Source organism: Chryseobacterium metallicongregator, from assembly GCF_031324065.1.
In the GTDB taxonomy this organism is placed as follows: Bacteria; Bacteroidota; Bacteroidia; order Flavobacteriales; family Weeksellaceae; genus Chryseobacterium; species Chryseobacterium metallicongregator.
Genome location: NZ_JAVIXS010000020.1, coordinates 42,664 through 55,775 on the forward strand (window position 1 = coordinate 42,664; position 13,112 = coordinate 55,775).

Here is a 13,112-nt window from a genome sequence, read left to right on the forward strand (position 1 = left end):
GTACAACAGATAAAAAACTTTGACTTAGATCAAAAAAGGAAGAACAGCCTTAATCAAGATTCAAAAAACCGTCTGTAAGACCTTTCCATTGTATTTTAGCAATCCCCATCATTCCACCTATAGCAGTGGCAAGATTTCTAAAAACATCCAGGAGTTGAGCATTCAAGTTGGGTCTTTCATTTCGTCCGTATACAGCTGCTTTTAAATAAGCTATATTTCTGGATATCATAAAGGTTGAGCTTGCTGCAGAACTGTAAAAATGAGCAATATGACGGCTTTTTTTATTTTGAGGATCTATTGATGGTCTGCATGTGATTGATATACTTTCGGAAAAACTGTCCTGATAGAAACAGATATCTGTTATTTCTACCCAATCGTATCCTTTAGCTTCAGGTTCTCCCGGACCAGGAATATCAATCCTGATAAAATCTCCTTTTTGAGGTTCTCGGTCTGCGGGATTCCCATCAAAATCATACAATTTAAATGTAGCAAATGCTTTTCCACTATAACTTCCCCAATTATTAACTGAAAAAAATCTTTCTTTTAATATGGTAAACTTTTCCGGAATCAAACCCTGTTCAAATACTTTTCTGCTTTCTGTATCATGGAAGCCTCCGAATTTTTGTGAAGGAACTCCCTTAAATATCTTTGGACTCATATGACAGGTTTTTAAGCAAAATAGAACAAAAAAACTATAAAATTTTATGAGCAGGGTCACAAAAGAGTTAAACAATTGTTTGAATACAGACTCATCAAAGCCATATTTTGATAATAATTCACTTTTTACGACATTTTTATTTTGGATAAAAAACAGGCATACAATTCTTCAGGTGGCGAATTATATTTAAATAGATATATTTTTCCGTTAGTAATTTCGGAATCCCAAAGAAAACCAACAACATTTAAGGAATAATTGTTTTTACTTAAAATAAATTTTTTTTAAAAAAAATAAGCTTATGATGTTTTGCATACCATGATTTTTGCTTATATTTGTGAATCGAAATAATTTTTTTTCATCATTTGTGTTTTTTTAAGGTCTTCACTCGTGGAGACCTTTTTATTTTCAATAATCTCATAATTGAATATTGGCTATTGAAGTGAAAAAATGAACGAAATGTGAAATATTATCTTTTTCAATATCCCCAATCGCTTTTACACAAAGGAATATATAAAGTTTTGAGATGTTAATAACTCTTCTTTTTAATAAATCCCGACCCGCTTTGTACGTGTTTTAAAGCTTATTGAATGGTTTTAATAAAATCAGTTGGCCTGAACTGCATCACAGACTGAAAACTTCTGGTATAAGCCTGAACACTCTTATATCCTACTTCATAAGCTGTTTCTGAAATGGTAAGATTTCCTGAACTCAAATATTCCAGACTCTTGAGGATACGAAGCATTTGTTGATATTTGCTTAAGGTAAGGCCGGTTTCTTTTTTGAAAATACGTTCCAGGGTACGGAAAGATAAAAGTGCTGTATCACTGAGGTCTTCCATTTTGATCTCATTCCGGTAATGATTGTGGAGATGTTCTATAACTTTTGTAAGACGTTTATCTTTGGGAAGACTGATATGAAGAGTAAGAGAATGTTCTACAAACCGTGGAAGTTCGTTGAATAATGCTTTCAGAAATAGGCTCTCATGATGATCCGGAGTCATCAGCTTAGACCATTTCTCTGCATATTTTATCATTTCCTTCAAAACAGGAGGAACAGAAAATACATTCACTTCATGATAAAAAGGTTCCTGGGTGCTGATCTCCGCAAACATGATCATCAGCTTGATCTTTTCAGAATGGGAATTGGTTTTATGGATAGCATTTGGCGGGATCCATACCGCATGATTCTGAGGAAGGAGATAGATTTTTTCTTCAATAGTAATATACTGAAAACCACTCTCCACATACACGAGCTGACCTTTTTGATGGTAATGGAGCACATCATCATGTATCCAGTTTTCTTCAAACCATACAAAATAAGGCTTTTTCAGTTCATCTATTTTTATGCTGTCGTTAGCGTTCATGTCGTTTTAGGTTAAAACTTTGGCAAAATTAAACAAAATTACTGTATTAATTTTGTGCAAAAGTTTTTATTATGATGAAGAATGAAGTAAAAAAGAATGCTTCTTATGTTTTATTAATCATTAATGTTCTGGTAGTTATATTAATTTCCAGTAACCTCCGTTCACCTATTGTAGCGGTTGCCCCTGTACTGGGAGAAGTAAGAGATGCATTGAAACTGGATAATTTTCAGGTAAGTCTGCTTACGTCTATTCCACTGTTCATGTTTGCCGCCTGTTCTGTTCTTGTGAGTAGATTTTCTAATAAGTTCGGGATCAGTAAACTTCTAATATACTCTCTGATTATTTTAAGCTTCGGGTTATTTTTACGAATCAGTGGATCTCTATGGCTTTTGTTTTTAGGTTCTCTATTCATTGGTTTAGGAATATGCATCGGAAATGTGGTTACTCCGGGATATGTTAAGAATAATTTTCCGAAGCAGATAGGTCTTATGACAGGAATTTTTGCTGTATCTATGAATCTCACTGCAGCTTTAGCTTCTGGGTTCAGTGTAAAAATAGGAGAATTGACAGGTTTTGGATGGAAAGGATCTCTGGGAATATGGCTGGTGATTGCCGCACTCGGCTTTCTGGTTTTATCATTGGAATTCATATTTAACAAAAGAAATCCGGTTCAGCCTAAAACAGCGCTCAGTACTTCAGATTTTAATATGTTTAAATCTGCCCAGGCATGGAATATCAGTATTTTTATGGGTCTGCAGTCTTTATTTTATTATTGTCTGGTGGCCTGGCTGCCTTCATTTCTTGCGGATTTTAATATGCAGGGAGAAAGCTCGGGATGGGTTTTCTTTGTGATTCAGATTACGATGATTCCTGTGACGTTCTGCTGCCCGATTATTGCCAGTAAGATGAAAGATCAGAGACTGATGATTTTTTTTATATGTGCTCTGATGTTCGGAAGTACGATGATGTTTGTGTTCCTGAAATCTCAGTGGATTTATGTGAATGCTGTGATCATAGGAATTTCCAACGGTTTGTCTTTCAGTTTATCTATCCTGTTTTTTTCAACGAGAACGAAAAGCAGTATCAATGCGGTTAAAATATCTGGTATGGCACAGTCTGTGGGATATCTGATTGCCGCATTCGGACCTCCGTTATTTGGAAAACTGCATGATTGGGATATTTCCTGGAACAGTTCATTCTATTTATTAAGTTGTGCCGTACTGCTGATGCTGTATTTCGGATTGAAAGCAGCGAGAAATAAATATGTTGAGGATTAAGATGGCCAAAGGTTATGTGACACGTCTTTTATTGCTGGATGCTACCCATTCTTCTTTTTGGCATTTTGGGCAGCGTCCGGCATTACCCGCTTTTTTATGTTCAGTATACCCACAGAATATACAAGAGTAATGTCTTTCCTCATGAATATATTGTAACGGATTATGTAATGAGCCTGGCATAATAGGAAGTCCATATTTTACAGATTCATCTTCTAAAAAGAATACACTGATCTCTCCTGATATCTCTTCTATAGCCATTTCAATCTGCCCAAGTTGCGAAATTCCTTTTAGCCTCAACTCAGCAAAGAATTCATCACTCCCAAGGTTTTCTTTTTGAAAGTTTTTAATTGAAAATTCGCCATTTTCTACCAGGCAGATAGATTTTCCTTCCACCAGATTTTCAAAACTTTTACTTTTTCCGATAAAATGGGTCACAATAGAATATAGAAGGATAATAACAATAAAAACAATAAGGGATGAAATAATTCCGACATCCTTATTAAACATAGGATCTCCTGCTGCTGATCCTAGGCCAATAATGACTACCAACTCAAAGATTGAGAGTTGTTTTACCCCTCTTTTTCCTAAAATTCTAAGTCCGATGATAATAGCAAGGAACATAATCATGGTACGAAGAATGATCTCCAAAAGAAAAGACCATTCTTCGTGTCCCAGTAATAATTCTTTCCAATCAAGATTTAAGAGAAAAACTGACAGCATACAAATTATTTATCAGGAAATATTCAAAAAATAAGCCATAACTCCTGTTATTTATTTCATATCTGTTTCAGGCTTACCTCTTCTCCGTCTTTCAGTATGAAACATTGGTTTTCGAGTCCTTTTTCTGTTATTTTTCCCTGAATAAATTTTCTGTCTTCTCTGCAATGGCTTACCGCTTCCAGATGGGTTACCCAAACGGTAGATTCCGGTGTGTATTCACAGAGTTTTATAATATCTTCAGCAGTCATAATAATAGGATCTCCCACAGAGAAAGTGGCAGCTCCTCCTGCAACAATAATGTGCTGTGGCTGGTGTTTGTCGATTTCTGCGGCAATTTCATCATACCAAATCGTGTCTCCTGCTATGTAAACGGATTTATTTTCTTTTTTAAAAACAAAACCATTTACGATTCCCATTTTTTCTCCGATTTCTCCGGTTCCATGCTCGCCTTTCGTGGTAGATATCCCAATATTTTTCCACTGAATCTTATTATTCACAGCAATAATATTGGTAAAGCCCTGTGCTGCGATTTGGTCTGAAATAACATCCGGACAGATGATCGGAATATTTTTATCAAGAAGTCTGGCGGCTTCAGAATCCCAATGATCAGGGTGAAGATGGGTGACCGCAACTGCGTCTATCTCTTCCAATCTTTTATTTAATTCTTCTTTATTAAAAGGCAGATCTGTGAGAGGGTTCAGTAATTCACTTTCTGTCATCGGCATTTTTCCCATAGAGCCTTTTTCGCCCAGCATAGGATCTACTAGGATGGAAATCCCATCAATATTCAATAGCAATGTAGCATTGCGCCATAATTGTAATTTCATTTTGAGTATGTTTGTAGAACAAAGTTATTGCCCGATAAGGATAAAACAATCGAAGGTTACCAAAAGGTTAACCATAAATTTTCAACTGAGCTATGAATTTTGAAGAATTTAAAAACTGTGGATTAAGACGAAGCCTGAATATTCTTTCAGGGAAATGGAAACCTTTGATCCTGCACAACCTTTTTGAAGAAGACCAGGTCCGTTTTGTAGAACTTTGGCGGAATATGCCCCGGGTTTCCAAGAAAGTATTGGCAGAACAGCTGAAGCAGTTGGAAGAAGACCTTATTATTGAACGGATTGAAGTTTATAATTTCCCACCGGAAGTCTATTATAAACTAACAAAGAAAGGACAAAAACTGGGACCTATTCTTTCCGAACTTCATTCTTGGGGAAATGAATTGGGATAAACTATTTTTAAAATTTTATATATTGTTGAAAATTACACTGTAATTTAAATGATATAAAAACTAATAACAATTTTTACAGATGAAAAGAATTATTATTTTGATTTCCTGTGCAATAGGCGCATGGGTAACTGCACAGATAGCTCCACCGCCAACGATTCAAAGATCTAACACCACATCCCGCGGACTTACTGTCAATTCTAGAAAAGGGACATTAATTGAAAAGAAAATTACCAATCTGGGCAAGTTCAAAAACCTGAATATTCAAAAAATTGTAACGAAAGATGTTTCCGACAATTCTTCAGATACTCTTCTGGGAATCATGTACGAATACGAAACGTTTGATGAAATATCAAAAAAAACACTTACCGTTGATAAAAATGAACTGGGAAAACTGATCCAGTCTCTTCAGATTGTGGAACAGAAAGAAAACGAAAAGGCTGGCCAGGAAACCAAATATAAGTTTGTAACGATGAGTAATATTGAATTTGGAAGTGTTTATCGTGAAAAGCTTTCTTCGTGGGTGAATTATATAAAAATTCCAGGCAATCATTTTAATCATAATTTACTGGAATTCAATAAAGATGAATTAAAAGAATTGATTACTATTTTAAAGAAAGCAGAACAGGAGATTTAAAAAATACAGGCACTGGCATTCAACATAAAAACCTTATAGGTCTTGGAAACCTATAAGGTATATTAAAAAAATTAAAAATAATTATTACCGGAACAGATCGTTTATTCTCTAAACTGATCCAGAACCTCTGTAATATTCTGATAGACAAAATCTAATTCTTCTGATGTAATACAATAAGGAGGAACCAGATAGATTACATTTCCCAACGGCCTCATGATAATCCCTCTCTGTAAGAATTCATTGTAAAGCGTCTTTCCTATTTCATTGAAATAAGAAGTGTCATTCCCGGTTTTAAAATCGAAAGCTAAAATAGTTCCGATCTGCCTAACCTTTTCTACATGAGGATGCAATGCAAGTACTTTTACAAACTCTGAATGTTGATGAGTGATGCGGTTGATATTCATTTGAGTTTCGTTTGTAAGTAATAATTCCATACTGGCAAGAGCCGCTGTACAGGCTAAAGGATTAGCTGTAAACGAATGCCCGTGAAATAATGTTTTATAACGGTCTTCAGAAAGGAAAGCCTCATAAATTTCATTGGAGCAGGTCGTAATTCCCATTGGCATGGTTCCTCCTGTCAATCCTTTTGAAAAACACATAATATCCGGCTTTTCCGTAAGATAATCTGCTGCGAAAAGTTTACCTGTTCTTCCAAACCCTGTAAAAACTTCATCCTGAATCATAAGAACCCCTTCTTCTCTGCAGAATTTCATCAGCTGGCTAAGGTCTTCAGCTTTATACATCAACATTCCGGCAGCCCCCTGAACTAATGGCTCATAGATAAAGCAGGCTACTTCATCAGCAAGTTCTTTAATCTGTTTCTGCAGGCTTTCCAAGTTTTCTGCATTGGGTGTATCTATAAAAACAACTTCAAACAACATGCTTTCAAAAGGCCTTGTCCAGAAACTCTTTCCACTTACAGACATCGCCCCGAAAGTATCTCCGTGATACGCATTTTTAAAAGCTAAAATCTTTGTCTTCTTTTTCTCTTGATTATATGCATATTGAATACACATTTTCAAAGCAACTTCTACTGAGGTAGAACCATTATCCGAATAAAAGACCTTTTCCTGACCAGCCGGAAGAAGTTTCAGCAAATTTTCTGAAAGCTGTACAGCAGGTTCATGGGTAAATCCGGCGAAAATCACCTGTTCCAGTGTATTTAACTGTTCAAAAACACGTTGTGCAATATAAGGATGTGAATGTCCGTGTAGTGTTACCCACCATGATGAAACAACATCCAGATATTTTTTTCCTTCGGTATCATACAGGTAAATTCCTTTTCCTTTTACAATAGGAATGGCATCATCAGCTGTTTTCATCTGCGTGTACGGATGCCAGTTGACCGCTTTATCTCTCTCCTGCAGGCTGATTTCTTTTATTATTGTATTCATATTTTGATGTAAAAAGTAGAAATAAGTGATGGAGTTGGATTTAACAATAATTTAGTTGAATATGTTGTCGTAAATGTTGAAGTAATCGCAAAGGCGCAAAGTTTTTGTCATAGATTGCGAGTATTTTAAGGCGCAAGAAAATCAAAGATTTTCAGCAAGTGAAGTGTTATAAATTTCCTTGCAGATTTAGGGAATTTAGTAGATTTTCTAAATTTCATCTGCTTACTTTGTATAATCTGCGAGAGACTAAAATTTGCAATATCCAATTTTATTGGAGATAAAATTCTTGCGCCTTAAAATATTATTTACCTTAAAAATCTTCGCGTCTTTGCGTTTTCCAACTCATATCCGTTTAAAGCAGTTTATAAAAATTCAAAACCAATTTTATAATAAGCGCTATAATACCAATAATCCAGCTCATCACTCATAATTTATCATTTATAATTCATAATTATCTAGCAGCATGTTTCTTTTTTCATCATAGGTTTCAGTCCCAATGTCTGAAGCATCTGCATATCTTCAGAAACTCCCGGATTAGGCGTTACCAATAGCGTTTCTCTTTCTCCTGTAAAAATGGAATTAGCTCCTGCCATAAAGCACCATGCCTGCTCTGTTTCAGTCATTTCTATACGTCCTGCACTTAATCTTACCATAGAAGAAGGCATTACGATTCTTGCAGTAGCGATCATTCTTACCATTTCCCAGGTATCAACTTTTTCATTGTCTTCTAACGGAGTTCCTACTACTCTTGCTAAAGCATTGATAGGAACAGATTCGGGATGTTTTGGCATTGTTGCCAAGGTCAGAAGCATTGAAATTCTGTCTCTGTGGGTCTCTCCAAGTCCGATAATTCCTCCGGAACATACTGTAATTCCTGCTTTTCTTACGTTGTTGATCGTATTGATTCTATTGTCAAACGTTCTGGTAGAAATGATCTCTTCATAATATTGTTCTGAGGTATCAAGATTGTGATTATAGGCATATAATCCGGCTTCCTGCAATCTTAAAGCCTGCTCTTCGGTAAGCATTCCCAGTGTACAGCAAACTTCCAGACCAAGGTCATTTACTCCTTTCACCATGTCAATCACTCTGTCAAAATCACGGTTATTACGAACTTCACGCCATGCTGCTGCCATACAGAACCTTGAAGATCCTGAATCTTTTGCTTTTTGTGCATGGGCAATTACAGTTTCTGTAGGTAATAAAGCCTGTACTTTGATATCCGTATGATAACGGGCTGCCTGTCCACAATATGAACAGTCTTCAGGGCATCCGCCTGTTTTGATGGATAATAATGTGGAGATCTGTACTTCAGAAGGATCATGCCATTCGCGATGTACGGAGGCTGCTTTATAGATCAGCTCCATCAGGGGAAGGTGATAAATTTCCTCAATTTCTTCTTTCGTCCAGTTGTTTCTCAATGTTGTTTTTGTATCCATTATCCTATTTTTGTTATTGTTAATTGCTTTGCAGCATGTTGTATAGATTCTTTATCCGTACTGTTGATTTCGGGAATCTTTATAATTTTTGTTTCTTTTTCGATAAAACTGCAGATTACCCTTTCTGTATCTTCCGGAAAATCTCCGTTAAGAATTAAATATTCTAACTGAATTCCCCTCTGTTGTAAAGCCAGGATTGAGAGCAGGCTATGATTAATGCAGCCTAAATAATTTCTGACTACCAATGCTGTCGGAAGGTTTAATTCTTCAATCAGATCTATCATGAAAGTAGTGTCTGATATAGGTACCATAAGCCCTCCTGCTCCTTCTACAATCAGTGGATTTTCTGTTTCAGGGAGTTGAAAATCATTCAGATTGATGGCAATATTTTCTTCTCTTGCGGACTGGTGTGGTGATGCAGCCAGCTGTAAACGATAGGTTTCCGGATGGCATACCTTCGTATCAGTCCATTCCTCAATTTTATGACTGTCTGTGTAGTGAAGATCTCCGGACTGTATGGGTTTCCAGTATTCTGTTTTAAAATGCTGAACCAAAACGGCTGAGCAGACTGTTTTTCCTATTTCGGTTCCTATTCCTGTTATAAATAATTTCATGTTTTCGGGATTCGTGGTTCGTGTTCCGGGTTTTGAATCTTTTTGCTTTAAATAAATTCTTTAATAATTCCCGTCAGTTTCATAATTTCTTCTTCTGTATTAAAGCTGTGAAGGCAAATCCGCAGTCGTTCACTTCCTTCTTTTACCGTAGGACTGTATATGGCATAGGTTAAAAAACCTTCTTCAGATAAAGTATCCTGTAATTGTTTTAGTTTTTGATTATCCGGAATTACGATAGCCTGAATGGGGCTTATTTCCATTGATGGAGACTGTAGATTTTGACTTCGGAAAATTTTAATATTGTCCTGAAGTTTTATCGCCAGGTCATGATTTTGATCTAAAAATTCATATCCTGTCTTGATACTCATCCACTGAAAATCCTGTGCGGATGTTGTATAAATGAACGGACTTGCAAAATTGATCAGGTAAGATTTCACCGTTTCATTACAGAGAATTGCAGCTCCATGGGCTCCGAGAGCTTTTCCGTAGGTCACAACTGCCGCTGAAACCTGATGTTGTAACTGATACTTTTCAATCAATCCATATCCGAAAACTCCAAATGCGTGGGCTTCGTCAACAATCAGAGAGGCTTTGTATTGATGGGCAAGCTCAGCAATTTCCTGAATAGGGGCAAAATCTCCTTCCATTGAGTACAAACTTTCTATGGCGATATAAGAATGACCTTTCTGTCTTTTTAAAACATTCTCAAGACCTTCAATATCATTGTGTTTGAATTTCAGTTTTTTTGCATTTGATAATCTGCAGGCATCATGCACCGACCGATGAATCTGTTCGTCTACAATCACAGTATCATGACGGTTTGGAAGTGTAGAAAACAAAGCCAGATTCGCATTATATCCGGATGGAAAAAGCAATGCAGACTCAAACTGATGTTTTTGAGCGATATTCTTTTCCACAGAAACTGCCATATCACTGTTTCCGCTAATCAATCTTGAACCTGTACTTCCGGAAAGCAGCTGAGGGTTATCTGTAATGTTTTGCAGCAGTAATTGTTGAAGCTCTTTACTTTTTGCCAATCCCAGATAATCATTGGAATAAAAATCTATTCCATCGGATTGAAGAAGCAAACGCCTTAATATTCCCTCTTCTGTTCTTTTGTCAAGAGATTCCTGAAAACGAGAGGTATTGCTAAGCATAATTCAACTGAGCAACTTCCTGGGTAATGGCATTGATCCACTCTTCATGCAGTTCTTTTTCTATCGTCAGAATATGATCCGCGTGATGTTTCCAATCTGGCGAAAACTCATTAAGCTGGTTGATCATTTCTTCCAGATGTCCTTCTTCTTCAATAATAATTGATTTTACCATAATTTTAGAAGAAGCTTCAGTAAGTGCTTGTTGATACACAGGATAAAGTTCATCAGCACGAACTTCAATAGCGTAGGTTACAAAAAGATAAGCGGCATATTTAATATCTGTTTTATCAAGATTGAATGCTTTCTGAAGATATCGACAGGCTTTAATATCCAATGAGTGAAGATATTGGCTTGTTGCAATAGGGGCCAGAAGTTCTGTGCTTTCGTAAGTTTTGCAGAGTTCAGGATTTATTTTCCCTATTTGTTTTTTTAAATAATAAGCATGGCGATGCTCTTCAGCAGCGTGTTTCAGCTGGATCTGAGAAACCAGGGTTGGATGTTCACATTTTGATATTTTTCTTGCACCGGCATTTTCCATGAATGAAAGAGTGTTCAGCCATTTGGCGTGGGTACTTCCTTCCTGTACAATTTTTTTTAACAGATGATGAAATTCCATAGATTTTTATTTTGATGTCAAAAGTAGTATATTGCCGGATGGTTATATTATGCCAGTTTTGATATTATGGATAGTCCGGTTAAGATTCCTTATGAAAGTTTTATAAAAATTGATAGAAAATCAGAGACTTCTATCTATCTACAGATTGCCAATCAGCTGATCAATGCCATTCAGAGAGGTTTTTTGCCTTTTGGAACGAAGCTGCCTGGAACAAGAACGTTTAGTGAAATGCTGGAAATCCATAGAAATACAGCAGTTGCGGTATATGATGAACTCTCTGCACAAGGGTGGACAGAGAGTTTTCCAAACAAAGGAACTTTTGTCATTGGAAAAGATCAGGAAAAACCTGTTAAATTGAACGATTTTGAACAAAATAACCTTCAAAACTACCCTGCTTCTACTGGTTTTTCATTCAAAACATCCAATATTCTCGATAATCCTTTTGAACATTCGGACTGTGAGTATGTCTTTAATGATGGTGTACCGGATATCCGTTTGACTCAGATCGGACAGCATTCCCGATTTTACAGTTCTATTCTGAAACGCAAATCTAATCAGAAAGCTTTGGGACATTATAATCATGATGGAAGTGAATTTTTTAAAGAACATTTATCCCAATATCTGAATCTTTCCCGTGGACTTCCTATTTCTAAGAACAACCTGCTCATCACCCGAAGCACGGAAATGAGTATTTATATTGTTTCAGAAATTCTTCTCTCTGCCGGTGACACTGTATTGGTGGGAGCTTTGAGCTATTTCTCCGTCAATATGATCTTTATGAAAGCTGGGGTTGACATTGTTTCTATTCCCATAGATGAAGAAGGAATTATTGTGGAAAGCGTTCGTGAAGCCTGTAAAAAGCAGAAAATACGGATGCTTTATCTTACTCCGCACCACCACTATCCTACTACGGTTGCGTTAAGTGCCCAGAGAAGATTTGAACTGCTGGAACTGGCCAATGAATATGGATTTATTATTCTCGAAGATGATTACGATTACGAATTTCATTATGATAAAAGCCCCATTCTTCCTTTAGCCAGTGCCGATACCAACGGAATGGTAATTTATATTGGTTCATTCGGGAAATCTTTGGCTCCGGGATTCAGGACAGGATTTATTGTTGCTCCGGAAAATCTGATGACCGAAATGCGTAAATATTTGGGAATTATTGACCGTCAGGGAGATATTCTAATGGAAAGAGCCCTTGGAGAAATGATTGCAGAAGGGGAAATCAACCGTTATCTGAAGAAGTCTTTAAAAGTATATCAGGAAAGGCGTGATCATTTTACTTTGTTGCTGGAAGAAAATCTGGGTGATTTGATTACTTTTCAAAAACCTTCCGGAGGGCTCGCTATATGGCTGGAATGGAATATTCCACTGAATCTGATGCAACTAAGCCGAAGCTGTGCTAAGGATAACCTTTTCATTCCCAAAACATTGTTATATCAGAATAAAGGTCTTACCGCCATGCGTTTGGGATTTGGTGATCTTAATTTTGAAGAGATGAACAAAGGGATTGAGGTTTTTACTAAAAATGTGAAGGGATTGATTGGTTGATTAAAATAGATAATTGTACCGTTTTATGGATCTGCAGGAAAATTATGAGGTATCACTTGCTGAAAATCTTTGATTTTCTTGCGCCTTAAAAAGTTATAAGATTAAAAAACTTTGTGCCTTTGCGATCACCAAAAAATACTTTATCAAAAGAATATTTTAGTTTTGAACGCAAAGGCGCAATTGAAATCAAAAATAACTTGTTTTGAAGGCGCAAGGATTTTATCTGCAATAAAATTGATACTGGATATTTAAAAATAAGAAGTTATCTAACTTTTAGATTGATTGATTTTAACCACAAAAGACACAAAAGTTTTGAATATTTAAGTTTTAAGAGTCTGATTTACGCTTAATAAGTACACATGAGTTTTTAGAAAATCTTTGATTTTCATCTTAGTGAACTTTTTTGCAGTATCATTTTAAGCTTATTTAAACAGTTAAAATTTTTAAAG

At 36.1% G+C, this 13,112-nt stretch carries 13 protein-coding genes; 4 read left to right on the forward strand and 9 right to left on the reverse strand.

Going from position 1 to position 13,112, the window contains the following annotated elements; all coding sequences use genetic code 11:
• Nucleotides 1-49: 49 nt before the first annotated feature.
• Nucleotides 50-658 carry a hypothetical protein gene (locus REB14_RS18085; protein ID WP_079241697.1) on the reverse strand — a complete coding sequence of 203 codons (609 nt, stop codon included), beginning with the start codon at nucleotides 656-658 and terminating at the stop codon, nucleotides 50-52.
• Between the two features lie 580 nt (nucleotides 659-1,238).
• Nucleotides 1,239-2,021 (reverse strand): AraC family transcriptional regulator, encoded by a 783-nt coding sequence (locus REB14_RS18090; protein WP_079241696.1) that lies wholly within the window; start codon nucleotides 2,019-2,021, stop codon nucleotides 1,239-1,241.
• A gap of 71 nt (nucleotides 2,022-2,092) precedes the next feature.
• Here REB14_RS18090 and REB14_RS18095 point away from each other — a divergent pair, with 71 nt between their 5' ends.
• The gene (locus tag REB14_RS18095) at nucleotides 2,093-3,298 is read left to right on the forward strand and encodes a CynX/NimT family MFS transporter (protein ID WP_238594406.1); all 1,206 of its coding nucleotides are present in this window, start codon (nucleotides 2,093-2,095) and stop codon (nucleotides 3,296-3,298) included.
• Nucleotides 3,299-3,310: 12 nt separating this feature from the next.
• Here REB14_RS18095 and REB14_RS18100 read toward each other — a convergent pair whose 3' ends face one another.
• Together REB14_RS18100 and REB14_RS18105 are read right to left on the reverse strand one after the other, a co-directional pair.
• Nucleotides 3,311-4,018, reverse strand: coding sequence for a DUF421 domain-containing protein (locus REB14_RS18100; RefSeq protein WP_079241694.1), 708 nt, complete (start codon nucleotides 4,016-4,018; stop codon nucleotides 3,311-3,313).
• Between the two features lie 56 nt (nucleotides 4,019-4,074).
• Complete coding sequence (locus REB14_RS18105; RefSeq protein WP_309522902.1) at nucleotides 4,075-4,845, reverse strand: MBL fold metallo-hydrolase; 771 nt, start codon at nucleotides 4,843-4,845, stop codon at nucleotides 4,075-4,077.
• 92 nt (nucleotides 4,846-4,937) lie between these two features.
• Here REB14_RS18105 and REB14_RS18110 point away from each other — a divergent pair, with 92 nt between their 5' ends.
• Entirely contained in the window at nucleotides 4,938-5,252 is a 315-nt protein-coding gene (locus tag REB14_RS18110) for a winged helix-turn-helix transcriptional regulator (protein WP_079241692.1), read from the forward strand.
• A gap of 79 nt (nucleotides 5,253-5,331) precedes the next feature.
• Nucleotides 5,332-5,886 carry a hypothetical protein gene (locus tag REB14_RS18115; RefSeq protein WP_079241691.1) on the forward strand — a complete coding sequence of 185 codons (555 nt, stop codon included), beginning with the start codon at nucleotides 5,332-5,334 and terminating at the stop codon, nucleotides 5,884-5,886.
• 101 nt (nucleotides 5,887-5,987) lie between these two features.
• On the opposite strand, the gene bioA is transcribed toward REB14_RS18115, so the two are convergent.
• From bioA to REB14_RS18140, 5 genes are all read right to left on the reverse strand, one after another.
• A complete protein-coding gene (gene bioA, locus REB14_RS18120) occupies nucleotides 5,988-7,280 on the reverse strand; it encodes an adenosylmethionine--8-amino-7-oxononanoate transaminase (RefSeq protein ID WP_309522903.1) in 1,293 nt (430 codons plus the stop codon).
• A gap of 455 nt (nucleotides 7,281-7,735) precedes the next feature.
• Nucleotides 7,736-8,719 (reverse strand): biotin synthase BioB, encoded by a 984-nt coding sequence (gene bioB / locus REB14_RS18125; protein ID WP_309522904.1) that lies wholly within the window; start codon nucleotides 8,717-8,719, stop codon nucleotides 7,736-7,738.
• Complete coding sequence (bioD, locus tag REB14_RS18130; RefSeq protein ID WP_309522905.1) at nucleotides 8,719-9,333, reverse strand: dethiobiotin synthase; 615 nt, start codon at nucleotides 9,331-9,333, stop codon at nucleotides 8,719-8,721. Before bioD ends, bioB begins: the two co-directional genes overlap by 1 nt.
• A gap of 47 nt (nucleotides 9,334-9,380) precedes the next feature.
• Nucleotides 9,381-10,490, reverse strand: coding sequence for an aminotransferase class I/II-fold pyridoxal phosphate-dependent enzyme (locus REB14_RS18135; protein ID WP_079241687.1), 1,110 nt, complete (start codon nucleotides 10,488-10,490; stop codon nucleotides 9,381-9,383).
• Nucleotides 10,483-11,106, reverse strand: a complete 624-nt coding sequence (locus REB14_RS18140; RefSeq protein WP_309522906.1) for a hypothetical protein — start codon at nucleotides 11,104-11,106, stop codon at nucleotides 10,483-10,485. Before REB14_RS18140 ends, REB14_RS18135 begins: the two co-directional genes overlap by 8 nt.
• A 66-nt stretch (nucleotides 11,107-11,172) precedes the next feature.
• Between REB14_RS18140 and REB14_RS18145 the strand changes: the two genes are divergently transcribed.
• Nucleotides 11,173-12,663 carry an aminotransferase-like domain-containing protein gene (locus REB14_RS18145; protein ID WP_309522907.1) on the forward strand — a complete coding sequence of 497 codons (1,491 nt, stop codon included), beginning with the start codon at nucleotides 11,173-11,175 and terminating at the stop codon, nucleotides 12,661-12,663.
• Nucleotides 12,664-13,112 lie beyond the last annotated feature (449 nt).

Coding starts and splice junctions, on each gene's coding strand:
- REB14_RS18085 (WP_079241697.1), bottom strand. CDS start 658: ATGAGTCCAAAGATATTTAAGGGAGTTCCTTCACAAAAATTCGGAGGC.
- REB14_RS18090 (WP_079241696.1), bottom strand. CDS start 2,021: ATGAACGCTAACGACAGCATAAAAATAGATGAACTGAAAAAGCCTTAT.
- REB14_RS18095 (WP_238594406.1), top strand. CDS start 2,093: ATGATGAAGAATGAAGTAAAAAAGAATGCTTCTTATGTTTTATTAATC.
- REB14_RS18100 (WP_079241694.1), bottom strand. CDS start 4,018: ATGCTGTCAGTTTTTCTCTTAAATCTTGATTGGAAAGAATTATTACTG.
- REB14_RS18105 (WP_309522902.1), bottom strand. CDS start 4,845: ATGAAATTACAATTATGGCGCAATGCTACATTGCTATTGAATATTGAT.
- REB14_RS18110 (WP_079241692.1), top strand. CDS start 4,938: ATGAATTTTGAAGAATTTAAAAACTGTGGATTAAGACGAAGCCTGAAT.
- REB14_RS18115 (WP_079241691.1), top strand. CDS start 5,332: ATGAAAAGAATTATTATTTTGATTTCCTGTGCAATAGGCGCATGGGTA.
- bioA (WP_309522903.1), bottom strand. CDS start 7,280: ATGAATACAATAATAAAAGAAATCAGCCTGCAGGAGAGAGATAAAGCG.
- bioB (WP_309522904.1), bottom strand. CDS start 8,719: ATGGATACAAAAACAACATTGAGAAACAACTGGACGAAAGAAGAAATT.
- bioD (WP_309522905.1), bottom strand. CDS start 9,333: ATGAAATTATTTATAACAGGAATAGGAACCGAAATAGGAAAAACAGTC.
- REB14_RS18135 (WP_079241687.1), bottom strand. CDS start 10,490: ATGCTTAGCAATACCTCTCGTTTTCAGGAATCTCTTGACAAAAGAACA.
- REB14_RS18140 (WP_309522906.1), bottom strand. CDS start 11,106: ATGGAATTTCATCATCTGTTAAAAAAAATTGTACAGGAAGGAAGTACC.
- REB14_RS18145 (WP_309522907.1), top strand. CDS start 11,173: ATGGATAGTCCGGTTAAGATTCCTTATGAAAGTTTTATAAAAATTGAT.